Annotated in this window: 17 protein-coding genes; 2 read left to right on the forward strand and 15 right to left on the reverse strand. The window is 59.5% G+C overall.

What is annotated here, in order from left to right; genetic code table 11:
* Positions 1-51 precede the first annotated feature (51 nt).
* Positions 52-4,893 (reverse strand): NEL-type E3 ubiquitin ligase domain-containing protein, encoded by a 4,842-nt coding sequence (locus L6D63_RS21355; RefSeq protein WP_131671725.1) that lies wholly within the window; start codon positions 4,891-4,893, stop codon positions 52-54.
* 183 nt (positions 4,894-5,076) lie between these two features.
* The gene (gene sohB / locus L6D63_RS21360) at positions 5,077-6,108 is read right to left on the reverse strand and encodes a protease SohB (RefSeq protein ID WP_041072698.1); all 1,032 of its coding nucleotides are present in this window, start codon (positions 6,106-6,108) and stop codon (positions 5,077-5,079) included.
* A gap of 206 nt (positions 6,109-6,314) precedes the next feature.
* Between sohB and L6D63_RS21365 the strand changes: the two genes are divergently transcribed.
* Both L6D63_RS21365 and L6D63_RS21370 read left to right on the forward strand, forming a co-directional pair.
* Positions 6,315-7,025, forward strand: a complete 711-nt coding sequence (locus L6D63_RS21365) for a histidine phosphatase family protein (RefSeq protein ID WP_131671724.1) — start codon at positions 6,315-6,317, stop codon at positions 7,023-7,025.
* Positions 7,026-7,073: 48 nt separating this feature from the next.
* Positions 7,074-7,391, forward strand: a complete 318-nt coding sequence (locus tag L6D63_RS21370; protein ID WP_007967870.1) for an SCP2 sterol-binding domain-containing protein — start codon at positions 7,074-7,076, stop codon at positions 7,389-7,391.
* Positions 7,392-7,447: 56 nt separating this feature from the next.
* Here the strand turns inward: L6D63_RS21370 and L6D63_RS21375 are convergent, their stop codons facing one another.
* From L6D63_RS21375 to L6D63_RS21435, 13 genes are all read right to left on the reverse strand, one after another.
* A complete protein-coding gene (locus tag L6D63_RS21375) occupies positions 7,448-8,038 on the reverse strand; it encodes a hypothetical protein (RefSeq protein WP_131671723.1) in 591 nt (196 codons plus the stop codon).
* Positions 8,035-9,087 carry a hypothetical protein gene (locus tag L6D63_RS21380; protein ID WP_121185814.1) on the reverse strand — a complete coding sequence of 351 codons (1,053 nt, stop codon included), beginning with the start codon at positions 9,085-9,087 and terminating at the stop codon, positions 8,035-8,037. Before L6D63_RS21380 ends, L6D63_RS21375 begins: the two co-directional genes overlap by 4 nt.
* A gap of 12 nt (positions 9,088-9,099) precedes the next feature.
* Entirely contained in the window at positions 9,100-9,537 is a 438-nt protein-coding gene (locus L6D63_RS21385) for a PAAR domain-containing protein (protein ID WP_236170386.1), read from the reverse strand.
* Positions 9,538-9,670: 133 nt separating this feature from the next.
* Positions 9,671-11,290 carry an ABC transporter ATP-binding protein gene (locus L6D63_RS21390; RefSeq protein WP_131671722.1) on the reverse strand — a complete coding sequence of 540 codons (1,620 nt, stop codon included), beginning with the start codon at positions 11,288-11,290 and terminating at the stop codon, positions 9,671-9,673.
* Between the two features lies 1 nt (position 11,291).
* Entirely contained in the window at positions 11,292-12,314 is a 1,023-nt protein-coding gene (locus tag L6D63_RS21395) for an ABC transporter permease (protein WP_047291430.1), read from the reverse strand.
* On the reverse strand, positions 12,314-13,378 hold the full coding sequence (locus tag L6D63_RS21400; protein ID WP_131671721.1) for a microcin C ABC transporter permease YejB: 1,065 nt from the start codon (positions 13,376-13,378) through the stop codon (positions 12,314-12,316). Before L6D63_RS21400 ends, L6D63_RS21395 begins: the two co-directional genes overlap by 1 nt.
* On the reverse strand, positions 13,365-15,215 hold the full coding sequence (locus L6D63_RS21405; RefSeq protein ID WP_047291425.1) for an extracellular solute-binding protein: 1,851 nt from the start codon (positions 15,213-15,215) through the stop codon (positions 13,365-13,367). The genes L6D63_RS21400 and L6D63_RS21405 overlap by 14 nt, the downstream gene beginning before the upstream one ends.
* 303 nt (positions 15,216-15,518) lie before the next feature.
* Entirely contained in the window at positions 15,519-18,161 is a 2,643-nt protein-coding gene (locus L6D63_RS21410; protein WP_236170387.1) for a TonB-dependent receptor, read from the reverse strand.
* A gap of 115 nt (positions 18,162-18,276) precedes the next feature.
* Positions 18,277-18,780 carry an RES family NAD+ phosphorylase gene (locus tag L6D63_RS21415; protein ID WP_131671719.1) on the reverse strand — a complete coding sequence of 168 codons (504 nt, stop codon included), beginning with the start codon at positions 18,778-18,780 and terminating at the stop codon, positions 18,277-18,279.
* A complete protein-coding gene (locus tag L6D63_RS21420; protein WP_236170388.1) occupies positions 18,777-19,253 on the reverse strand; it encodes an MbcA/ParS/Xre antitoxin family protein in 477 nt (158 codons plus the stop codon). The genes L6D63_RS21415 and L6D63_RS21420 overlap by 4 nt, the downstream gene beginning before the upstream one ends.
* Positions 19,254-19,522: 269 nt before the next feature.
* Entirely contained in the window at positions 19,523-22,444 is a 2,922-nt protein-coding gene (locus L6D63_RS21425; RefSeq protein ID WP_131671717.1) for a TonB-dependent receptor, read from the reverse strand.
* A gap of 191 nt (positions 22,445-22,635) precedes the next feature.
* Positions 22,636-23,598, reverse strand: a complete 963-nt coding sequence (locus L6D63_RS21430) for a FecR domain-containing protein (RefSeq protein WP_131671716.1) — start codon at positions 23,596-23,598, stop codon at positions 22,636-22,638.
* Positions 23,595-24,104, reverse strand: coding sequence for a sigma-70 family RNA polymerase sigma factor (locus L6D63_RS21435; RefSeq protein WP_047291417.1), 510 nt, complete (start codon positions 24,102-24,104; stop codon positions 23,595-23,597). The genes L6D63_RS21430 and L6D63_RS21435 overlap by 4 nt, the downstream gene beginning before the upstream one ends.
* Between the last annotated feature and the right edge of the window lie 154 nt (positions 24,105-24,258).

Genomic DNA, 24,258 nt, shown 5'->3' on the forward strand with positions numbered 1-24,258 from the left:
GTTGTTCATTCCGGGCGTTAACGCCAAGCGTTGCGTGCAAGCGACGCCGCATCAAGCCTCCATCATTTCAGCCGTCGCGGCCTTTGCTGCGTCGAGTTCGGCGTGGCGTGCCAACGCCTGATCCGTCAGTTGCCCGATCAATTCCCGGCGCTGATTACCGAAGTTGTCGAGGATGGCATTCATCTGCGTCGAGGCCGCCTCGCGCGTCAGTTCGATCTGCCCTTCCAATTGAGCCATTTCCCGCGACGTCTGTTCGTTCACGGCGGAAAACCGATCACCGTGAGCCGACTCCAGGTACTCGACCCAGAACGTCTGCGCTACGCTCCAGTCGCGTAAGGCGCCGCTGCTTTCGGTCTTGAGCACCTGTTGAAAGGCCTGATCCAGGACGGTCGGCGATACCTCGATATTCAAGGGTTTGCTCAGCGTCTGCGGCTGCGCCGGCAGGTTCAGGCGTTGCGCCAGACCAACCCGATAGGCCAGGCTGACTTGCAGCGCCTGATCGTAGTCCATCGGCGCGGTGTGGAAACGTGCGCTGATGTCCGCCAGCGCAAGGCTTTCCACTTCGTGCAAACGGAACAGGCCCTTGAGCAGACTCACCAGTTGCGCTTCCAGCACCTGCACACCAGCGGAGGCCGCCGCGCTCGCCCGGAAACACAAGACCAGCACTTCCATTTCGCTGAACAACGCGCTGTAGCCGTCGACACTGACACTGACCCTGGCACTGCGCGCCGCATTGAACAATGACCGACGCAGGCGCTGATCGCCGGCAGCCGCGTCCACCACATCCCAGACACGCTGACGCAAATGCGGATACACGTGGGTAAATTCTGCGGTGTGCACCAGTTGCAACAGCACTTGAAAAAAGTCAGCGGAATCAGGTAACGCGCGCAGCGCCTCCCATACCTCGCGCCGGGACGACGCCACGCTGGCACTTTCCCCGGCCAGCCACTGCACACTCTGATCTTCCCGCGCCACGGTTTGCAGGGGGGATTTGCGCCCCTCCATCGCCGTCACACCGAAACGACCACTGAAGGTCTGCTGATAAGTCGCGATGTTTTTCAGCGTCTCGGAAGACAACGGATTACCGTGCAAGCGAATCATCTGCGGCAATTGAGTAGTATCGAACGCCTGCGCTGGCAGGGTTTCAATCCGATTGTCGCGCAGATCCAGCAACTGTAATCGGAGCAGCCCGGACAGGCGCTGTGGCCAGTGTGTCATCCGGCTACCGCGCACGGTCAACTGCTCAAGATGCGTCAGCCCACCGAGATCGGGCAACTGCGCCAGGTTCGGGTTGAAATCAAGGTGCAGCACCCGCAAGTCTTTCATCCGCCCCAATTGAGCAAGCGATGCTTCAGAGGACTGCAGGCGATTGTTGCTCAGGTCCAGATGCGTCAGCCAACGTATCCGCTCCAGCGACTCGGGCAACTGGCTGAGCTGATTGTCGCTCAGTGACAGGCTGCGCAACTGGCTGAAGTTGCGCAGAAATTCGTTCAGTCCGGCATGGGGCATCACACCGTCCATGATGACCCGCCCGACATGACTGAAATCGGCCACCACCGGCGGCAGCTCCCCCAAAGGCTCCGGCGCGAACCGCAAGGTGCCATATAAACTTTGGTCTGCAGCCACATTCCCCGGCTCCTTGCGCCAACTGCGAATGATCGCGCGCATGGCGCGCAGCTTGCTGTCTCGGGGAGTCGGCTGCCGTGTGCCATCGGCGCTCAAATGCCAGGTCTGACGGCTGACCCAGCGACTCAAGGTTTCTCGGAGCGCGAAAAACTCCAGCCGCAGCGCTTCGAGCTTCATCAGTACCTTGATTTCGTTGGTGCCCAGAGCGTTGAGCAGACGATGAATCTGCGCAGGGGTGTGCATCGGATACAGCTCCAGGGCCCGGCGCACCATGACATTGGTCACCTCGCCGGAGGTCGCACCGGACACGACAGCAGTACGCTCGGCCAGTCCCATGGGTGACAGCTCTCCGAGACGCGCGCCAACGCTCTGCGCGAAGATCGTCCGTCGCTCCTGCGCCACGCGGGTAATCTTTTCCTGCAATGCGGCAGCACCATTTTCCGCCTGTACGCCCAGCGCCGTCCTGCGCTGTGCCGAAAGCCCCATCCAGAGCGCGCGGAAATAGTGTTCGCGGGTGCGCCTGGTGAATGTGACAAGCGGTGCGTCGGTGCCCTGAATGACGTTGATTCGATCCTCGAACACGCTGACCACCGTGCGCTCGCTCGCTGTTGCCGGCCCGATCGCGGCTGCCGAATCATGGGTCGCGGTCCATTCGAGTATTTGCACGAACGCGGCGTCCGACCAGCCCGGGAGGTGTTTGAGTGCATCGAGCACCAGTCGATTGGTGTACTGCCCTCCCACCCCGTCGAGATACAGACCTTCGTAGGCGCGACAGACACGGATCATCTGCTGATAGCGCCGGGCCTCCTCCGCCAGCCGCAAGGGCACGCGCTTCGCGTCCAGCTCGCGCCATTCGCCACTGAACGCATTATTCACCAGCTCTTCGGCGGCACTGGCGGGCAGCTCGGGAAAGTGTTGCATCAGTACCGCGACCCGGGGATGGCCTGGGACCTGGCTACGCTGGTATACCCGCCGGAACAAATCGGGGCGCGCGGTTTGAGCCTGTTCGGCAACGATCCGTGCCAGTTCCTGTGCTTGTACTTCAGTGTTCGTCGACGCGTTGCCGAGCAGGCTTTCTCGCTGATTGCGCGACAGCTTCGACAGCAGCGAACGGTGCAACTGACCTTTGTGCAGCGCGTCCTCAGTCAGCCGGATAACGCTCTTGGCAGTTTGCGAACCGTAACGGTTGACCGGGTAATCCAATGCGTTGACCACGCTGATTGCGTTATCGGAGGGCCATTTCGCTGCGGCGGTGAGCACATGCAACTGCAGATCAGGGTCGGCCAGCGCTGCCGTACTCGGCGTCTGTAACTGTTCGATAAACGCTTTGACTGCAGCGTCCGCCATGAAACGTTGCACGGTATCGACCAGCAGTGCCGGGGTCTGCACCTGATCGATATGCACCTGCCGCAACACGCTGTCGTCAAGTCCACTGACCGCCAGAATACGCGTCGCCATGGCGTCCGGGATCGCTTCTCTGGTGTAGCCGAAACGACGGAACAACGTCAGCCGCCCCCACTCCTGCACCCGCTCCGAGTCATGACGCCAGGCGCCGCGGTCATTGGTTTCGAGCAACGGACGGTAGCTTTCTGCTGCGCCCGGTAGAGGCAGCACTTCCCACAGTTCGGTCTCGGGTTGCTGATGCACTGCGTACCGAACGGAGTCGAGGGTGACGTAAGCCTGTCCCTCGAGCCAACGTAACCCGCGCTCGTCGACGGGCAATCCTTTGGGCAACCGCCGATGTTGACGAAAAGCCTTGAGGTCCGGCTTCCACAGGCGCAGGCGTCCACCGCCCGGATTGACCACGATCAAACGTTCGATGAAGGCCGACGACCTGACAGTTTTATAGGCCGCCCCGACGACTTTCGTCCCGGCGGCAAAAGCGGCCATCAGAATGATGTTTTCGATGACATCGAACAGGTGATCCGTGGCCTGCTCCTGCTCGCCACGGGTCCAACTCGCAATGCCCTCATAGACGTGCGACAGAAGTTGCAGAGTACCCACCGTCAACAGCACTTCACCCACTCCGGGCAAAAACGAGGCCGCGACCAGCAATAGATCGATACCGATTTCCTTGAAGGTCTCCAGGCGTGCGAGGCGGGTTTTCTCGTCTTCATCATCCGTGGGAACCACCAGAAGCCGGGCGTCGGCCAAGGTCCGCGTAACCTGCTGACGGTGTATCCCGGTAAAGGGATCGCCCTCGATATCGACACCCGTCAACGTCACGTAAGTGCCGGTGCCCGTCAGTAGTGAACTGCCACCGGGATACAGGCGAATATTCAGTTCCTGTTGAAAGGCCGCCCGCTCGCCCAGCTTCAGGAAGCCCATGAAGAACGTCTTGAATGCAGGGTTTTTCAGGCGTCGGCTCAACTCGACCTCAAAGTCGCTGAACGAGGCATATTCTTTCAGTGGATGCAGCGGATCGCCCGGCAGGTAAACGACGCAGCGATAATCATCGTCGGCGTGCTCACTGACAGGCCCGATGAACAACGGACCATGCAGGGTCATGTTGAACATTTCCAGACTCTGATACCCGAGGGTGTTTTTCCCCAGTTTGATCGTGCTGTCGCCATCCTTCACGCACTTCAACATTTGGTGAACCGACGTGCTGATATGTTTTTTCATCAGCGCAATATGCCGTTCCACATCAAAACAACTTCGCACATGGGCAGCGCACTGGGTAAGCACATTGTTCGATTCGACGTTAAGTTCAAATACCGATTCAAGATGAGTCTGATATTGCTTGCCCAGATCCAGTGTCCGGCACAATTGCGCAAAGTCATGGGGTTGTATTGGCAATATCGAAGCCACGCCAGCGTTCAGTTTCTGTGGGATATAGATCAGTGAAGTGTCGCTGTAGTTTTTTGCCTCGGTTTCGCGGGATTCGAAGTTCTCGCACGCGGCGACCAGCAGATCGCGATTGATCGGCAGCACCAGTTTTTTGCGCAGTCCCAGCAGGCTCGACGTTGAACGCACGTGCTGAAACACCACGCCGGACACGTCCAGTGGCATGGACAGCTTGTCGGACATGGCCTTGGCCAGCAAGGGGGAGCAGAACTGCTCGGGTGACTGCAGTTTGTTCAGGAGCGCGCCTGCGGTACTGCGCGTGCGATGACTGTCAATGAGGCTGTCATAGAGTTCGCGGCGCAACGCCCCGGAAGCCGCCAATATCCAGGGCGGTGCATTCTTTTTGATCAAATAAAAAAAGAGGCCTTTCTGTTCTGAAGTTGGCGTGGCTGACGCAGTTGTATCGGTTAACGAGGACATTGATGATCTCACGCACTTAAAGGAGTCATCAGCTTAGCGAGCCGACCTCTTTATAAAAGCGCGAATAACAGATCAAACCAACGCTCGCACAATCAACATTTCAAACTTAAAAAATACATATATACCACCTCAATAAAAAGGCCCTTCATTGCAGAACAATGAAGGGCCTTTTATGCAAGTGGCTTACCAGAAGCGTTGCTGGGTCAGGCGACTCCAGCCGTTCACCAACACGCGTTCCACCGAACCACTGGCGGCCATGCCGATGCGTTCCGGCAGGCTTTTGCGCTCGGCGTAATGCAGGTGGTAGACCTCGGCTTTCTTCGCCTTGTCGGCCAGGTATTCGTCGCTGGTCTTGAGTTCATCGACCAATTGTTTGTCCAGCGCCGCGACGCCCAGCCAGACTTCTCCGGTAGCCACTTCATCGATGGCCAGTTGTGGCCGATAACGGGCCACGAAGTTCTTGAACAACTGGTGGGTGATGTCCAGGTCTTCCTGAAACTTCTCCCGGCCCTTCTCGGTGTTTTCGCCAAATACGGTGAGGGTGCGTTTGTACTCACCCGCGGTCAGCACTTCGAAATCGATGTCGTGCTTTTTCAGCAGACGATTGACGTTGGGCAGCTGCGCGACTACCCCGATCGAGCCGAGAATCGCGAACGGAGCGCTGATGATCTTCTCGCCGATGCACGCCATCATGTAGCCGCCGCTGGCGGCGACCTTGTCGATGCACACGGTCAACGGCACGCCGGCCTCACGGATCCGCGCCAGTTGCGATGAGGCCAGACCATAGCTGTGCACCATGCCACCACCACTTTCCAGGCGCAGCACCACTTCGTCCTTCGGCGTGGCGAGGGTCAGCAATGCGGTGATTTCGTGACGCAGGCTCTCGGTGGCCGAGGCCTTGATATCACCGTCGAAATCCAGCACGAACACCCGGGATTTGGCCTCGGGTTTGTTCTTTTGCTTCTTCTCGGACTTCTCCGATTTGGCCTGGCCCTTGCGTAGGGCCTTGAGCTGATCCTTGTCGAGCAGGGTCTGCTCCAGGCGCTCACGCAAGCCTTTATAGAAATCGTTGAGCTTGCTGACCTGCAACTGTCCGGACGACTTGCGCCGGCCCTTGCTGCGCAATGCAGCAAAACTGGCGAGCACCACCAGAATGGCGACCACCAGCGTTACGGTCTTGGCCAGAAAGCTGGCGTATTCGGTGAAAAACTCCACAGAGACTCCTTAAAACAATGCGCGGATGCACAAACACGCGCGGGATGGTTCCAGCATACCCATGCGCCGCCTCCTCGGCCAGCCGTGAAACCTCTGGCAACAGGCCTGTAACGGGCATTTCAAACAAGCGTATGTTTTTTCATTGACAGCACTCCATCATCCTCATAACCTCGCCACAACCTTCAACGTACCGGGATGACGCGGACGTGGGCAGCATCTATCTGATTCGACATGGCCAGGCCTCCTTTGGTGCAGACGACTATGACGTCCTGTCGCCCATCGGTGTGCGCCAGGCGGAAATCCTCGGCCAGCACCTGGCCGAGTTGGGAATCCGTTTCGATCGCTGCCTGGCGGGCGACCTGCGCCGCCAGCAACACACGGCCAGCAGCGCGCTGGAACAATTCAGCGCCAAGGGCCTGTCGGTACCGGCGCTGGAGACCGACTCTGCGTTCAACGAGTTCGACGCCGACGCAGTGATTCGTGCGCTGATCCCCGCCATGCTGGAGGACGAGCCGGAAGCCATCGACATCCTGCGCAACGCCGCGCAGAACCGCGCCGAGTTCCAGCGCATCTTCGCGCTGGTCATCGAGCGCTGGCTGGCCGGCACCCACGACACCCCCGGGCTGGAAAGCTGGCTGGGTTTCGTCGAACGGGTTCAGGGGGGTCTTCACCGCATCCTCGAACAGGCCGACGGCAATCAGAAAGTCGCCGTATTCACCTCCGGCGGCACCATTACCGCCCTGCTCCACCTGATTACCCAAATACCTGCCAGGCAGGCCTTTGAACTGAATTGGCAAATCGTCAACACCTCGCTCAACCAGCTGAAATTCCGCGGTCGCGAGGTGACTCTGGCTTCCTTCAACAGTCATGCGCATCTGCAACTGCTGAAGGCCCCGGAACTCATCACTTACCGTTGAGTCCGGATAACTGTGACCCTGCTGCAATCAACCCATAAGGATCGAACCATGACCTCCGTAGCTGATGCCGTAAAAGCGATGCAAGCCAAGTTCAACCCAGCCGCCGCTGCCGGTCTGGATCTGGTCTTCGGTTTCAACATCACCGACGAAGACAAGCACTACGCGCTGATCGTCAAAGACGGTACTTGCGACATTCAGGAAGGCGAAAACGCCGACGCCAACTGCACGCTGGTACTGGACAGTGCAACGCTGAAAGACATCGTCAGCGGTGAAACCGACGGCATGCAAGCGTTCATGGGCGGCAAGCTGCGCGTTGAAGGCGACATGATGCTGTCGATGAAGCTGTCCGAGCTGTTCCCGTCGTAAGATTCGTCGCATTACAAACAAATCCCGCCTTGATGGCGGGATTTGTCATTTCCGGGTCATTGGATGCCGGCGGCGTCCAGCTCTTTGAAGACCTGCCGATCGGCGATCTGGGTCTCACTCTCGGGGTACATCAACTGGACACTACCCCCTGGAATGATTTCACCGGTTTGCGCATCCCGGGCGAAAGTGATGACATACCGCTCACCCTGGTACTTCAGATAAATGTTGTAATAATCCTGCGGCTGATCCGGCGCTTCGAAAGCGCTGTAACGGTAGCGGATACGTGGAATCAGCATCGGCCATTCCTTGCCAAGCAAGTCACCATTGACCGGCGGATACGCCGCCTCGAGGGCCACAATGGCGCCAGCTACCAACTCATCGTTGTCGCTTGGCTTAAAAGGTAATGGTCTGTTACGCAGCATGGTTACAGCGCTTTTTTTTCCATCGACAACATCACTGCGGTACATATCGGTACGAAACCATTTTGTTGCATCAAAACGGTTTTCTTCCGGACTCCAGTCGCCGTAGTACATCATCACTTTCTCGCTCATTGCATCTTCCCTTGTGTGCAGATAGAGACCCATCGCACTAAAAACCAGCAAAAAGGCCGCTATGAGACCCACGCGCTTGTGAAAATTAACAGTCATGGTTGTGCCGGAAGCCCTTTTTTAAACTTCAGTTGCTGCTTTGGTGGCCCCAACGGCGTATTGCCTGAGCGCACCTTTCCGACAGCTCCATAATCGTCCAGCGGATAGCTCATGTTCTTTTCGTTTTTCGCGCGACTCTGGGCATGCATCAAAAGCTTTTTATCGTTTTCGTTAGCCAGCTCCGGTGGCTGAACCGGGGCTGTTTCGCCCGGCAGCTCCGCTGTGTCGTCCTTTTTTGACAATCTGTATTCAGCAAGACGCCGTTCGTAGCCAGCCTTCTTGATCATGAAAGCGGATTTGGCTCGATTATCCGACGCTACACGCGCCTTCGCCCCCTCCAGACCATCGCGCTCTGCATCACTGCCATATGTTTGGTCGTAAAGGCTGCGACGCGGGTAAGCATGAATGGTCGCCCCGGTTGCATCGGCAAGCTTCTGTGCAAGGCTGAGCTCGTAATGTTCCTGCCCCTCACTGACAAGCGCCGTCTCATCAACCCCCAACCCGGTTCGGCAAGCGTACGAAAAGATATTAGCGCCGAAGGCAAAGGCATCAGGCTGCAACTGGCTCGCTTGGGCAGGTCCAAAGCGATAGCTGGCATCCTTACCTTCGATTTCGTAACCGAACTCGATATTGAACACCACGCCGTGGGCAAAGATATCGAGCTGTTTGATCTCGCGCTTTTCCTCTACTCGCTTGTTTATGAAAGCAACCAGTTCAGCGGCGGAATCAATCTCAAGGTATTCGGCTCTGTATGTGTTGACGACCAGCTCTTTTAGCCTGGCGCGCATTTTGGGATCGTACTCCGCGACAAACAGCAGAAAAAAGGTTTTGTCCGCGGCCCCCTTTTTAAGATTCGAGTAGTCTCTCAACTGGCCAACACCTTGGTTGATGAAACTCATCTTGTTGCCGTAATTCCCGCGAAATTCCGTCCAGCGACTAATGTGGTAAGAGCCCACCACAGTTACATAATCGTATTTAAGTGTCCCCTTCACCTGCGTCGTGCCGTGCTGATCGCTTGTCTGAGCCTGTTTTTTCTTCGGTGGCGCCACGTCTGACCTTCCTTAGTAAGCAATGCCCAACGCATCCAGGTGAGCGGCGGCTTCCTTGCCCCATTGCACGACAACGGAAGTAGGATCGGCGGTGAACACTCGGGCGGCGTTGCCGTGGTTGTCGGTGTGGCCGACGAGTCGTTGGCCGTCGCCGGTTTCGATGCAATAGAGCATATCGGGAATGGCTTCGCCGGTGGTTTCGTCGACCAGCTGGAAGCGCTCGCTATGCTTGGGCACGGTAACGATCGGGGTGAACGGCGCGGCGCCGACTGCGGTGCCGACGAAAACGTCACCGGAGCCGGTGATGATCATGCCGCCATGAGCGGTGGCACTGCCAAGAAAGGCAATGGGTTTGCCATTGATCAGGATGTTGCCGATGCCTTCGGTGACCGAGTCGCCGCAAGCCGTAGTATCGCCGACACGTAGCACCGGCATCCCGTTGATGTTCACGTTGGGCTAACCGCTGGTGCTTGGGTTGGTACCTTGACCGGTTACCGGGCAGGCATTGAGATCGCTGAGTCGAGCGGCAGGTTTTGCCATCATCTACTTCCTTGTATTGGCCAGGGCGCGGAATGTACCGGAACTACACCACGGATAAAAGTCTGTCCGTATATGTCACAGGTAAAACCGACGTGACAAACGATGCCGCCAATAGCTCCTGCGTATAAGGATGCCGCGCCGCCGTAAACAGCTCATCCGTCCGACCACGCTCCACCACCTCCCCCTCCTTCATCACAATCAGGTCATGGGCCAACGCCCGCACCACCGCCAGGTCATGGCTGATGAACAGATAAGTCAGCCCATGCTCTTCCTGCAGTCGCCGCAATAAAGCAACGATCTGCTTCTGCACCGTGCGATCCAGCGCCGAGGTCGGTTCATCGAGCAAGATCAGATCCGGTTTGAGCACCAGCGCCCGAGCGATTGCAATCCGTTGGCGTTGTCCGCCGGAAAATTCGTGCGGATAGCGATGTCGGGTGGCCGGATCCAGGCCAACCTCGCGCAGCACATCAATCACCGCCTGCTCACGCTCGGCAGCATTCAGATCACTGTGTACCTGCAAGCCCTCGGCAATGATCTGCTCCACACACAAGCGCGGGCTGAGGCTGCCAAACGGATCCTGAAAAACCACTTGTAGGCGCCTGCGCAGGGGTCGCAACTGCTTGCCGCTCAACTGTTGCAGCGCCTCACCGGCAAAGTGAATGCTGCCCTCGGCGTCGATCAGACGCAGAATCGCCTGGCCCAATGTCGACTTGCCCGAGCCCGACTCGCCGACAATCCCCAGCGTTTTGCCGCGCTGCAGATTCAGATCGATGCCCTTCACCGCGTCCAGCCAGGTGTTGCGCCGCAGCCAACCGCCGCTCAGACGAAAACGCACCTTCAGATCGCGCACCTGCAACAAGTCCTCTGTCGCGCCGAGACACAAGGCATGCCCGCCCGGCTCGGCATTCAGCAATTCAATGCTGTAAGGATGCTGCGGCGCACTGAACAACTGCTCGCACGGCGCCTGTTCGACGATCCGTCCACCGCGCATCACCGCCACCCGCTGCGCGAGGGTTCGCACCAGATTGAGGTCGTGGCTGATGATCAGCAGCGCCATGCCCAGGCGCTGCTGCAATTTCTTGAGCAGCAACAGAATCCTGCGCTGTACCGTCACGTCCAGTGCAGTGGTGGGTTCGTCTGCGATCAACAATTGCGGCTCACAGGCCAGCGCCATGGCGATCATCACCCGTTGGCGCTGGCCGCCGGAGAGTTGATGCGGATAGGCCTTGAGCCGTTCGCGCGGGTTCTGAATGCCGACCAGTTCGAGCAGTTCAAGCATCCGTTCACGGGCCTGCGCGCCCGCCAGGCCTTTGTGCAGCGCCAGGCTCTCACCGAGTTGCCGCTCGATCGTGTGCAGTGGATTCAGCGAACTCATCGGCTCCTGAAAAATCATCGCAATACGGTTGCCGCGTAACTGGCGCAGATAACGCTCATGCACGCCGAGCAGCTCTTCGCCGGCATAACGAATGCTGCCGTCGATCCGCGTGATGTTCGGGTCGAGCAATTGCAGGATGCTGTGAGCGGTCACCGATTTGCCCGAGCCGGACTCGCCGACCAGCGCCAGGCATTCGCCCGGACGAATATCGAGGTCGATGCCATGCACCACAGGCTGGCCGTTGAATGTCACACGCAGGTTGCGTATTTCGATCAGATTTTCGCTCATCTCAAGTCCTTGGATCATAAGCATCTCGGCAAGCCTCACCGATGAACACCAACAGAGAAAGAATCAGCGCCAAGGCAAAAAACGCCGTCAGCCCTAACCACGGCGCTTGCAGATTGCTCTTGCCCTGACCGATCAATTCGCCCAGCGAAGCGCTGCCGGCGGGCATGCCGAAACCGAGAAAATCCAGTGCCGACAGCGTGGCAATCGCTCCGGTGAGAATGAACGGCAGGTACGTCAGGGTCGCGCTCATCGCATTGGGCAGGATGTGCCGACAGATCACCTGCACATCGCCAACGCCCAACGCCCGCGCGGCTTTCACGTATTCCAGACCGCGGCTGCGCAGAAACTCGGCGCGCACCACATCCACCAGACTCAGCCAGGAAAACAGCGCCATGATCCCCAGCAACCACCAGAAATTCGGCTCGACGAACCCGGACAGAATGATCAGCAAATACAACACCGGCAGTCCCGACCACACTTCCAGCAACCGCTGCCCGAGCAGATCGACCCAGCCACCGTAATAGCCTTGCAAGGCACCGGCCGCAATGCCGATCAGCGCACTGGCAGCGGTCAGCGCCAGGGCAAACAGCAACGACACCCGCGTGCCAAAGATCACCCGCGCGAGCACATCCCGCGCCTGATCATCGGTGCCCAGCCAGTTCTCGGCGCTCGGCGGGCTCGGTGCCGGATCGGTCAGGTCGTAATTCACGGTATCGAAACCGAACGGGATCGGCGCAAACCACATCCGTCCGCCCTGCTCTTCGATCAGTTGCCGCACCTGCGCGCTGCGATAGTCCGGCTGGAACGGCAGTTCGCCGGCGAAATCCTGCTCGGTGTAGCGTTTGAACGCCGGGAAATACCATTGGCCCTGGTACTCGACCAGCAGCGGTTTGTCGTTGGCGATGAGCTCGCCGCCCAGGCTCAGACCGAACAACAGCAAAAACAGCCACAACGACCACCAGCCACGCCGATGCGCCTTGAACCGCGCCCAGCGCCGCTGTCCGATGGGAGATAGAGTCAGCATCAGACAGTCCTCGCGGTGAAGTCGATGCGCGGGTCGACCAGCGTGTAGCACAGGTCGCCGAGCAGTTTTATCAGCAGGCCGAACAGGGTGAAGATGAACAGCGAACCGAACACCACCGGGTAGTCACGCGACACCGCCGCCTCGTAACTCAGACGGCCGAGGCCATCGAGGGAGAAGATCACTTCGATCAGCAACGAGCCGCCGAAAAACACCGTCACCAGTGCCTGCGGTAATCCGGCGACCACCAGCAGCATCGCATTGCGGAACACGTGGCCGTACAACACCTGACGCTGGCTCAAGCCCTTGGCCCGCGCCGTCAGCACGTACAGCCGCGAGATCTCGTTGAGAAAGCTGTTCTTGGTGAGGATCGTCAGGGTGGCGAATCCGCCGATCACCAACGCGGTGACCGGCAGCACCAGATGCCAGAAGTAATCGGCAACCTTGCCCCACGGCGACAGCTCGGCGAAGTTGTCCGAGACCAGTCCGCGCACCGGAAACCAGTCCAGTGCGCTGCCGCCGGCAAACACGATGATCAACAGCAGCGCAAACAGAAAGCCCGGCATTGCGTAGCCGACGATGATCGCCACGCTGCTCCAGACATCGAACGCCGAACCGTTGTGCACGGCCTTGCGGATGCCCAGAGGAATCGACACCAGATAAGTGATCAACGTCGCCCACAAGCCCAGCGACAAGGTCACCGGGAGCTTTTGCCAGATCAGCTCGGTGACGCTGGCACCGCGGAAAAAGCTCTGACCGAAATCCAGGTGCGCGTAGCTTTTGAGCATCAGCCACAGGCGTTCACCGGCCGGTTTGTCGAAGCCGTACTGACGCTCGATGTCGGCCACCAGTTTCGGGTCCAGGCCACGGGTCGCGCGGGATTCGCCGCCAATGGTTTCGACATGACCGCCGCCCACCGCTGCGCCGACTCCGATGCCCTGCAAGCGCGCGATGGCTTGTTCCACCGGGCCACCCGGCGCGGCCTGCACGATCACGAAATTGACCAGCAGAATGGCGAGCAAGGTCGGCACGACCAGCAGCAGACGCCGCAGGCTATAACCCCACATGCGCATACTCCTTTTGCTGTTGCTGCATCTGCGTGGCGGTCAGCGCGGTCGGGCTGATTTCCCACCAGGTATCGAGCCCGGCGTCATACAGCGGCGCTGTCGCCGGGCGGCCAAAACGGTTCCACCACACCGTGGAAATTCCCGGCGGGTAGTAATTGGGAATCCAGTAGTAACCCCACTGCAACACCCGATCCAGAGCGTGGGCATGGCGCAGCAGGCTTTCGCGGTTGTCGGCCTGCACCAGCCCTTCGAGCAAGGCATCGACCGCCGGATCACGCAGCACCATGTAGTTATTCGAGCCGGGATCGTCGGCGCCGTCGGAGCCGAAGTAATTGAACATCTCGCGCCCCGGCGCCTGACTCACCGGGTAACCCACGACGATCATGTCGTAGTCGCGATTGCGCACGCGGTTGGTGTATTGCGCGGTGTCGACCTGGCGAATATCGAAGCCGACACCGATCTGCGCCAAGTTGCGCTTGAACGGCAGCAGCAGCCTTTCAAAACCCTTCTGACCGTTGAGAAAGGTGAACTGCAGCGGCTCGCCTTTGGCATTCACCAACTGATCGCCACGGGGTTTCCAGCCGGCGGCTTCGAGCAGTTTCAGGGCCTGTAACTGCTCGGCGCGAATGTTGCCGCTGCCGTCGGTTTTCGGCGCTTCGAAGACTTGCGTGAACACCTCGTCGGGGATCTTGCCGCGCCACGGTTCGAGTATTTTCAGTTCCTCGGCGTCCGGCAACTCGGTGGCCGCCAATGCGCTGTGCGAGAAGTAACTGCGCTGGCGCAAGTACATGCTGCGCATCATCTGCCGGTTGCTCCATTCGAAATCCCAGAGCATGGCGATCGCCTGCCGCACCCGGCGATCCTGAAACAGCGGTTTTTGCAGGTTGAACACGAACCCCTGCGAACCTTGCGCGGCACCTGGTGCCAGATGTTCGCGGAGCAGTTTGCCCTGCTCCAGCGCTGCCCCGGCATAGCCGATGGTGTAACTGGTCGCGGAAAACTCGCGGTTGTAGTCGAAGCCGCCAGCCTTGAGCACTTGCCGTGAAACATCGGTGTCGGCGAAGAACTCCACACTCAAGTGATTGAAGTTATAAAGGCCGCGCGTGATCGGCAGGTCCTTGGCCCACCAGTCGGCAACGCGTTGAAATTTCACGCTGCGCCCGGCATCCACCGCGCTGATGCGGTACGGGCCGCTGCCCGGCGGGATCTCGAAACCGGCGCCCTCGGCGAAGTTGCGCGTGCGCCACCAATGTTCGGGCAACACCGGCAGTGTCGCCAGATCCAGTGGCAACGTGCGGCTGTCGTTGTTCTTGAAGTTGAAGCGCACTTGCGTCGGCGACTCCACCACGACGTCGGCGACGTCACGAAACTGTTGGCGGTATTTGAGGCTGCCCTGAGTGATGAACAGCTCGAAGGTGTAACGCACGTCTTCGGCAGTGATTGGCGTGCCGTCGTCGAACCGGGCCTTGGGATTGAGGTAGAAGCGCAACCAGCGGCGATCCGCATCCAGTTCAATCTGCTGCGCCACCAGGCCGTAGACGCTGTAGGGTTCGTCCTTGCTGCGATAGGCCAGCGGCGCGTAGAGCCAGCCGTCGATCTCGGCAACGCCAGTGCCTTTGTCGATGTACGGAATCAGGTGATCGAACGGGCCGCTTTCCAGCGAGGAGCGGCGCAGTGTCCCGCCCTTGGGAGCGTCGGGATTGGCGTAGGCCAGGTGCTGGAAGTCCGGGGCGTATTTGGGGGCTTCGCCGTAGACCGTCAACGCAGGTTGTGGAGCGGCCCAATTGAATGGGCTTAACAGCGCAAAAGCGCTGAACAGAATGAGCCTGGGGAACATTGGCAGATCCTTTTTTTGCACGGCGCTGTTTATGGCGTCATCGCTGGCAAGCCAGCTCCCACACGTTTTGCGGTGCTCACAAATCCCTGTGGGAGCTGGCTTGCCAGCGATGACGCCCGAACAATCACCAAACATCCTGCCTACCTGTGATGTGCAACAGGCCGGCGTTTTTTATAGGGCAGGCTTAGATCAATAAGTGACTAAAACCTGCCCCTTCCATGAAATCCGCTCCCGCAGGCTGCAATCTTTTGACTTTTGAAGATCAACAGATCGCAGCCTTCGGCAGCTCCTATACAGAGCGGGTCAGAACTTGTAATTGACCCGCGTGTACAGCGTCCGCCCGAACGGGTCGCCGTACTTCGGGTCGTAGCCGCTCTGGAAGGTGTAGGTCTGGTTGCTGAACGGTGGCTCGCGGTCGAACAGGTTCTTCGCACCGAGGGTCACGCTCAGGGTTTTGCGCCAGGTGTAGGTGCCGGCCAGATCCCAGACGTTGTACGAGCCGACGTAATCGTGAGTCTCACGGTCGGAGTCGTGGTAACCGCTGGTGTAGCGGTTGGTCAGCGCCACCCCGTAGGGGCCGTAGTTCCAGCTGCCGGTCAGGCTGTGGCGCCAACGAGCCACAGCGCCGGCCGAGGAAAAGTCGCCGCCACGAAAGTCACCGAGCTTGTCGATGTAGTCGCCCTTGAGTTGCTGCTGATACTCGTAGCGGCTGACATAGGTGCCTTGCAGGCCGATACCGAAGTTGCCGTACGGGGTGCTCGGCAGGCGGTAATCGAAGCTGACATCGACACCATTGGTCTTGATCTTGCCGAGGTTGGCCAGCCCCGTGACGATGTGATCAATGGAGCCGTCAGGCTTGCGCACCAGGCGATCCGGGTACAGTTCCGGGTTCTCGAATACCGCTGACTCGGGGAATTCGGCGATCTGGTTAGCGATGTTGATCCACCAGAAGTCCAGCCCGGTGCTCAGGCGCTCAAACGGCTGATAGACGAAACCGAGGGTGACGTTGCGCGCGGTTTCCGGGCTCAGGTCCGTGTTGCCACCGGTGCGGCTGTAAAACTGCTGGGCGCAGTCGCGGTTGGCGATCCCGCCGTTGCTCGGATTACCGCCAGCGCACAGCCGTGGGTCGTTGTAGTTGGCGACGGTGAACGTGGTGAAGTTCGGGTTGTACAACTCGTACAGCGACGGCGCGCGGAAACCCTCGCTGTAGGCGCCACGCACAACCAGCTCCTTGAACGGCTGGAAGCGGAACGAGTATTTCGGGTTGGTGGTGCTGCCGAAGTCGCTGTACTTGTCGTGGCGCACGGCGGCGGACAACTCCAGGCTGTCGAGCACCGGCACGTTGACCTCGGCGTATTGCGCCGAGACGCTGCGATCCCCGGCGACGCTGGCATTGGGGTCGACACCCAGGCTTTGCACATCAGCGGCGAACTGGGCGAAGTCCTGGTGGAAATCTTCCTTGCGGTATTCGCCACCCAGCGCCAGCGCCGACGGGCCGGCGCCGAACCAATCGCCAATTTCGCGGCTGACACGCCCGTCAATCGCCTTCACCCGACCGACCGCCGTCGAGTAATCGCCGTCTACCGTGCTGGCCGCCAGCAACGCCTGTCCGGCAGCGGTCTGCGCGCCAAACGGGTTGATGATGCCATTGGCGATACCGGCACTGACGGCGCGGTCGTTGACGTAACCGGCCTCAATGGCATTCACCACTTTGTTCTGGTTGTACGACGCACCGACGTTATAGTCCCAACCCACCACGCTGCCATCGAAGTTCAACAGCAAACGCTGGCCAGTGTTGTCGTCTTCATGCTGGCGCGCGCCGACGGCGGTTTCTCGCCAGTTCACATCCACCGGTTGCGTCGGGTCGAGGGCGAAGCCGTTGGGGCCGGGGGTAATGCCGTTGCCGGGATAGAACGTCGTGCCGGGATTGACCTGATTGCCCATCAAGGTGCCAGGGCCGATCTGCGTACGGTTTTCGTTGCGTGCCCAGAAGTATTCGAGGCTGACGTTATGGTCATCCGCGAGCTTGCCGGTGGCTTTGGCGAACGCCGAAGTCTTCTCGGTTTCCGGTACCAGATCGAGATAGTTCCACAGGCTCTGGCGGCAAATACCGTTGCGTGCCAGCAATCCCGGCGCGTTGCAACCGGAACCGGCCAGCGGATTGGTGGCATTGCTGCCCTGACTCCAGTTCGCCGGCGATGCGGTGCCGGAGGTGTAATCGAGACCGCGTCCGGGCTGATAGTTGTAGGTGTAGCCACGATCCTCGGCAGCCAGGCGTTGCTGCTTGTCGTAACTGACCACACCGAACACGTTGAAGCGGTCATTCTGCAAATCGCCAAAGCCCCAGCTGCCACTGAAGTTACGACTTTCACCACCGCCGGCATGAGTCGGCGTGTCGTAGTTGGTGCTGAGCTGGCCTTCGGTGAGGCTGGTCTTGGTGATGAAGTTGATCACCCCTCCGATCGCATCGGTGCCGTACAACGCCGAAGCGCCGTCACGTAGCACTTCGACGCGATCAATGGCGGCGAACGGAATAGTGTTCAGGTCAACCCCGGACCCATTGATCGCGTTGGTCGCGTTGTTGCTCAGGCGCCGGCCATTGAGCAGCACCAGCGTCTTGTTCGGGCCGATGCCACGCAAATCGGCATACGACGCCCCGCCGCTGCTCGAACCCACTGAGCGGCCGGAGCCGACCGAGGACTGGTTGGCGGAAATCCGGCTCACCAGTTCTTCTGTGGTGCTCACGCCCTGCTCGCGCAATTCTTCAACTCGCAGGATTGTGACCGGCACCGCGGTTTCCGCATCGACCCGGCGAATCGCGGTGCCGGTGACTTCGACCCGTTGCAGCTGGGTCGTGGGTTCGTCGGCAGCAACTGCCGGCAAGGTATTGATCGCCAGCAGCAAGGCCAGGCTCAAACGGGATCTAACGGGTGAAAAATGGATCATGAACAGCCATCCCTGCGTTTTGGTTTATGCAGGGATGTGCAATGGACAGCAGGGTTTTATAGAGCCCGATTTAGACCGTTGGGTGATGAGGTTATGCAAAAAAACCAGCTGTGTATCAAACCAGTTCCATCTCCCTCAGCAACCGGGTATCCAGCCCAAACCGTTCCTGGGAAACCATCCTGAACTGGCCCTCCGCCAATTCGCAGCTCACCAGCAAATTCCACGAGTGGCGGGTTGCCGCCGAGGGGATCAGTACAAATGGATGTTCTGCCAATAACGCATCGGCAAACAGTTGTTGATTGGGTGAAGGTTTGGCGGGGCTCAACCAGTAAGGATTCGGCACTTCCTCCGGCTGCACTATTTTCACTTTTGCTTCGTTGATGACCTCAAAACACGTGAGTACATAAGGTTCACTGTCCAGCGCATCAAAGCTGTGATTGGCTGCCACCTCCAGAATGGCCGACGACGGATCGACCGATGCATAAACGACTCGTCGTCCGGGTTTGTTCCATCGGCCACCATTGAGATTTGAACCCATCCCGCTGTTCCACGTCCCTCCGTAGACCTCGGGATCCAGCCGCCAGGCATACCAGTGCTCGTCCCAGGGCAAGGGATTCATGTGTAAACCCCATATATCAGCTGCCCCAGATACTGCTCCACCATCTGAAACCCCAGTGAATGCCGAATAAACTCCGCGGGGACGCGACCGTTCAGGTAGGTGCTGGGCTTGCGCAGCCACTCCTCGGCCCGTGACTGCCTCCCGAAGGCGCGAGTGGCCTTTTCCAGCACCAACGCATATTGGTAGGCGACGACGCTCTGCTGCGGGTCAAGCCGTAGCGTTTTACCTTCCTTCAGTAACCGCCGGACGGTGCTGACCGACTTGCCGGTGATGCGTTTGACCATGTCGCCTTGCAGATAAAGCTCAGAGGTCGAAAGCATGTTGACGACATCGTTCAACTCAAAACCTTCGTCGGTCAGGTCAACGATCAGAAAGGCATCGTCACCTATGTTCCGGCCATTCACGAGCAAGTCGACAGGTCTGCCCTCGGCCCTCTTTACCCCCGTGAGCCGGGGTACCTTGACGCTGGGCATCGCGACATCCTCCATGGGGCATCTGGCACGATCGGTTCGCCAGTGAAGGCGATGGGAATAAGCAGGCGTTTCGTATTCGAGGTGGGGAGTTCGCATAATCCATCCGTTATCAGAGGCCTGAGCGTCCAAGCCGTTTGCGACTTCAATGTCATATCCGATGCTATAGATCACGCTTCCGACGACCAACCTGAGATTGTCGTCGGAAATATCCCCGTTTCTGCAAAAAACTCCCCCGTTTCCGTAGGACGTTACTTACATATTCCACGTGCTCAACTGCCGAAGTGATAACTCACATCCAGCCACCACTGCCGCCCGTACGGGTCGTAGTTGCCGGTCGGGTAATACGGCCAGCCGGCGGAGTCGTCGTGCTTGATCTGGTTGAGCACATTGTTCACGGTCAGGCCTACACTGGCGCGGTCGTTGAGTTTGTAGCGGGCGCTGGCGTTGAACACCGTCCATGGCGACAAACGCCCGTCGCCCGCGCCATTGGTCACCGAGCCGTAACGAATGCCCATCAGCGTCGCCGTGGCCTTCTGGTAATCCCAGGTCAGGCTGGCGTTGACCTTGCTGCGCCAGTCGTAGTTGGTGCGTGAGGTGCGCCAGTCCTGAGTCGGCGCCTCGTCGGATTCCTTGTAGAAATGCGACAGCACCAGGGTGTAGCCCAGCGCCGAACTGAACGCACCGTACTGGCCGGCGCCCCAGCGGATGTTGCTCTTGAAATCCAGACCGCTGACCCGCTCGCTGGCCGCGTTGATCGCGTTGACCCGCACCCGTTGCAACTGATTCGGATCGATGGCGGCATTGCCCGGGTTGCGGTCGATGCGCGCCAGGGTCGACTGGCAGTTGGCCGAGTTGATGTCCTGGGTGCCGTTGCGGCATTCGTTCTCTTGCTGCAACAGACGGTTTTCGTCGACGGTGGTTAACAGGTCATCGATCTCGACCCGCCAGAAATCCGTGGAGAAATCGAAATTGCGCGACGGCGACCAGACAAACCCATAGGTCCAGGATTTGCCGCGCTCGGACTCAAGGTCCGGGGTGCCGCTCTGGGTGTAATCGACTCGCCCGCGATCACACGCGCCCTGCACGCCCTGGCTGCAACCGTAGTAGTCGATCTGCGCCGGGTAGTAACCGTTGCTGTCGGACTGGTAGATGTAGTTCAGATCCGGCGCACGGAAACTGGTGCCGTAACTGCCACGCAGCAACAGACTGGTGATCGGGCGCCATTCCAGGCCGAGGTTGTAGGTTTTCTGCTGCTCGCTGCGGCCGCTGAATTTGTACTGGTCCCAACGTCCGGCGGCAGTGGCCAGCACAGAGTCGGTGACCGGAATGCTGAACTCGCCACCGGCGGCGTAACGCTTGCGCGAACCACCGGAGCTTTGTGCCGGGCTCACACCATAGAAAGTGCCGTCATTCAGACCGTCGTCCGGGTCGACGCGATACTCCTGCTTGCCCGCTTCCAGCACCCCGGCAAATCCGACCGGGCCGGCCGGCAGGTCAAACAGGTCACCGTTGATCGACGCGTTGTAGCTGGTGGAAACCGACTTGCTGCGCTGTGTCAGGTTGCTGCGAAACTGCTCCCACTCTTGTGGCGTCAGCGGACGATCGAGACGCGAGGCGTCCGGGGCGAACACCGGGTAACCGTCACGCGTGCCCAGTTGCGGGCCGAGGTAGAAATCCTGAATCGAGGACAACGGCGTGTAGCGGGTGGTTCTGACGCTGCGATATTCCGAGCGGTTGGCCGCCAGGTCATAACGCCAGCCGGTGTCGGCGATCTTGTCCGAGAGGCCGAGGGTGCCGGTCCACGACGTGTCGGTCCATTTGCTGTTGTTGCTGGTGCGGCCACCGATTTCCTCTTCGCCGTAACGGCGATACCAGCGCTCGAGATTGCCGCTGTTCTGGTTGATGAAGTCCGGCGAAGTGAACGTCGGGCCACGGGTGTTGTTCTGAATGTGATCGAGGCCATACATCAAGTCGGCAAACACCTGACCGCTGTCGCTGAAGTGCCAGGTGCCACGGGTGTAGCCGTCGTAGTTTTCCTTTTGCGTCTGAATGGTCCAGTAATCGTTGTACATCTGATCGGTGCGGCAGCGTCCGCCGTTGTTCAGCAGCTTGTTGTCGAAGGTGCCTTGATAGGCGCCGCAACCGGGGCCGAGGTAGCGGTTATTGCTCAGGTCGCGACGGTAACCGACGTCCGCCAGCGGGCCGCTCTGCATGAAGCCGCGATCATCGGCCCAGATCGGATCTCGGTTGGTCAGCTCCAAGCCGAACAAGCCGTCGAAGTCGCCCCAACTGCCGCCGCCGCTGATTTGCAGGCGCTGATTGTCGCCACCGCCACGCTCACTGGTACCGCCCTTGAGATTGACGTCGATGCCATTGATCTGCTTCTTGAGAATGATGTTGACCACCCCGGCAATCGCGTCAGAACCGTAGATTGCCGAAGCGCCGCTGCTGAGAATTTCGATGCGTTCGATGACTGCCGAAGGAATGTTCGCCAGGTTGGTGAAGTTGACTTTGCCGTCGTACGGCGTCGGGTAATCGGCGACGCGCCGGCCGTTGATCAACACCAGCGTGTGATTGGGGCCAAGGCCCCGCAGGTTGATCGCGCTGGCCGCCGGTTGCCAGGTATTGCCGTAGTCCTCGCCCTGGGTCATGCCGGTGTTTTGCGTCTGCGTCGCCAAGGCGTCATAGACGTTCTTGTAGCCGCGCGCCTCCATCTCTTCGTGGGTGATGACGTTGACCGGGGTCGCGCCATCGCTCTGTGCACGAGCGATTCGCGAGCCGGTGACGGTGACTTTTTCCATGCGATAATCGGCGCTGGTGGCCGGGGCCGCGACGCTGACTTTGGCCGCTATCGGCGTACTCGCTGCGCCTTCGCGCACGCTCAGGCCCTGGGCACTCTGCTCGACATGCAGGCCACTGCCGAGCAACGCTTTCTCGACCGCCTGACGCCCGCCCAACGCACCGCGCACGGCACTGCTGCGTTTGCCCTCCACCAGATTCTGACTGAAGGAAATCGGTACGCCGGTCTGGCGCGAGATATCCAGCAAAACCTCATCGAGCGGGCCGCTGGCGATGTCGAAGGTGTAGACCTGGGCCGCAGAGTCCTGCGCATACACCGCGATCGGCCCCAGCCCCATCGCCAGTGCGGCGGCGAGGGTCAGGCGAGGTAATGGTTGTTTGAATGAAATCATCAAGGGCTTCCCTGTTGAAGGCGTCTGCAGGGAATGAGCAGCGGGCCGGCGCTTTTTATAGGGCGGTGATTAGGCCAAGAAGTCATAAACCTATAACCGGACTCCACACACATTTGTGTAGGAGCTGCCGCAGGCTGCGATCTTTTGATTTTCGCTTTTAAAGATCAAAAGATCGCAGCCTGCGGCAGCTCCTACAGGGTGTTAGGTGGAATTGAGGGTTCGATGCTGACCCAGTAAGGGTTGTGCCATGTGACGCGAATCGGCAGCGAGCGCTCCAGCAATTGCAGAGTGCGGTCACTGTCGTCCAGCGGATAGAGACCGCTCAGGCGCAGATCGGCCACATCGGGACTCAGGTGCAGAATGCCCCGGCGATAGCGACGCAGGCTGTCGATCACTTCGCTCAGTGGCTGGTCGCGCACTTCCAGGCGACCTTGCACCCACGCGCTTTCCTGTCCGCTGCTGCGCTCCAGAGCCAGAATGTCCTGAGCGTTGAACAGCAGACTCTCCCCCGCCTCCACCACTTGCCGTGCACCGCCGGCGGTGACCACTTCGACCTGCGAATGCAGCATCACCAGCCGCGTAAAATCGTCGCCCTGTTGCACGAGAAATTTAGTGCCCAGCGCACGCATCCGACCGTGCTCGGTCTCGACCACGAATGGTCGAGCGCAATCCTTGGCGACATCCACCAATAACTCACCGGTGCGCAATGCCAGCAGGCGCTGAACCGCATCGAATTGCGCCACCACCCGCGTGCGGGCATTCAGACTCAGTGCACTGCCATCTTCCAGGGTAAAGTCGCGCCGCTCGCCGGTGCCGGTCGCTAACTCCCCCGCCTCCGGCAGCCAGCCGTAGCGACGCCCGAGCAATCCGGCCAGCACGGCAATCCCGAGCACACTCAGGCTACCGCTGAGAAAACGCCGACGACTCGACGGCGCATTCAGGCTGTGCAGCAGACTGTTGCGGGGCAGCCCGCGCAAGTCCGGATGGCGCAGCAGGTTCAAACCGCCGTCCATTTGTTCGATGATCCGCTGATGTCGCGGGTCGGCTGCCCGCCACGCGTCGAACGCCGCACGCTCGCCAGCGCTGGCTTCACCGGACTGCAACAGCGCCATCCACTGCGCCGCCTCATCGATCACCGCGTCGTCCGGCCTCATGCCTGCATCGCCTGATAGCAACGTTTGAACGCCTCGACCATGTATTGCTGCACCCGACTGGTGGAAACCCCAAGCCGTTCGCCGATTTCGCTGTAAGTCAAACCGTCGAGCTGATGGTAGAGAAACGCCGCTTTGGCCTTGGCCGACAAGCCATTGAGCAGGCGATCGACCGCCAACAGCGCTTCGATCACCAGCGCGCGTTCCTCCGGCGATGGATGCACCGGTTCCGGCGCCAGGGCCAGGCTTTCCAGATAGGCGCGTTCCAGGTCCTGGCGACGCCAGCCTTCATACATCAGCCGTCGGGCGATGGTGGTCAACAGCGCCCTCGGTTCACGAATCGCGGTCGGGTCCGGCAGGGTCAATACCCGCAGAAAAGTTTCCGAGGCGATGTCCTGTGCACTGTGCGGGCAACCCAGCGTGCGGCCAACGGCAGCGCACAGCCAGCGATAGTCCTTTTGGAACATTTGCCCAATGATCCGGTCATGCGGGTTTTGAACATCACCCATGTCTTGCTCCCTGAAACGGGTCCCACCCGCTGCGAAAAACCATCGTTCTGCCGGGATCGTCCGACTCCTGATCTGGCGCGACTGTGCAATAGCGCTGCTTACATTTGAAGTAATAAAAAATCAGGACAGTCAAACCTTTGAGAATAAGGAACCT

The organism is Pseudomonas parakoreensis, assembly GCF_021602155.1.
GTDB lineage: Bacteria > Pseudomonadota > Gammaproteobacteria > Pseudomonadales > Pseudomonadaceae > Aquipseudomonas > Aquipseudomonas parakoreensis.

Excerpts from the sequence above, each read along its gene's own strand:
- L6D63_RS21355 (WP_131671725.1), bottom strand. The coding sequence starts at position 4,893 with ATGTCCTCGTTAACCGATACAACTGCGTCAGCCACGCCAACTTCAGAA.
- L6D63_RS21370 (WP_007967870.1), top strand. The coding sequence starts at position 7,074 with ATGACCTCCGTAGCTGATGCCGTAAAAGCGATGCAAGCCAAGTTCAAC.
- L6D63_RS21375 (WP_131671723.1), bottom strand. The coding sequence starts at position 8,038 with ATGACTGTTAATTTTCACAAGCGCGTGGGTCTCATAGCGGCCTTTTTG.
- L6D63_RS21390 (WP_131671722.1), bottom strand. The coding sequence starts at position 11,290 with ATGAGCGAAAATCTGATCGAAATACGCAACCTGCGTGTGACATTCAAC.
- L6D63_RS21395 (WP_047291430.1), bottom strand. The coding sequence starts at position 12,314 with ATGCTGACTCTATCTCCCATCGGACAGCGGCGCTGGGCGCGGTTCAAG.
- L6D63_RS21400 (WP_131671721.1), bottom strand. The coding sequence starts at position 13,378 with ATGTGGGGTTATAGCCTGCGGCGTCTGCTGCTGGTCGTGCCGACCTTG.
- L6D63_RS21405 (WP_047291425.1), bottom strand. The coding sequence starts at position 15,215 with ATGTTCCCCAGGCTCATTCTGTTCAGCGCTTTTGCGCTGTTAAGCCCA.
- L6D63_RS21410 (WP_236170387.1), bottom strand. The coding sequence starts at position 18,161 with ATGATCCATTTTTCACCCGTTAGATCCCGTTTGAGCCTGGCCTTGCTG.
- L6D63_RS21415 (WP_131671719.1), bottom strand. The coding sequence starts at position 18,780 with ATGAATCCCTTGCCCTGGGACGAGCACTGGTATGCCTGGCGGCTGGAT.
- L6D63_RS21420 (WP_236170388.1), bottom strand. The coding sequence starts at position 19,253 with ATGCCCAGCGTCAAGGTACCCCGGCTCACGGGGGTAAAGAGGGCCGAG.
- L6D63_RS21425 (WP_131671717.1), bottom strand. The coding sequence starts at position 22,444 with ATGATTTCATTCAAACAACCATTACCTCGCCTGACCCTCGCCGCCGCA.
- L6D63_RS21430 (WP_131671716.1), bottom strand. The coding sequence starts at position 23,598 with ATGAGGCCGGACGACGCGGTGATCGATGAGGCGGCGCAGTGGATGGCG.
- L6D63_RS21435 (WP_047291417.1), bottom strand. The coding sequence starts at position 24,104 with ATGGGTGATGTTCAAAACCCGCATGACCGGATCATTGGGCAAATGTTC.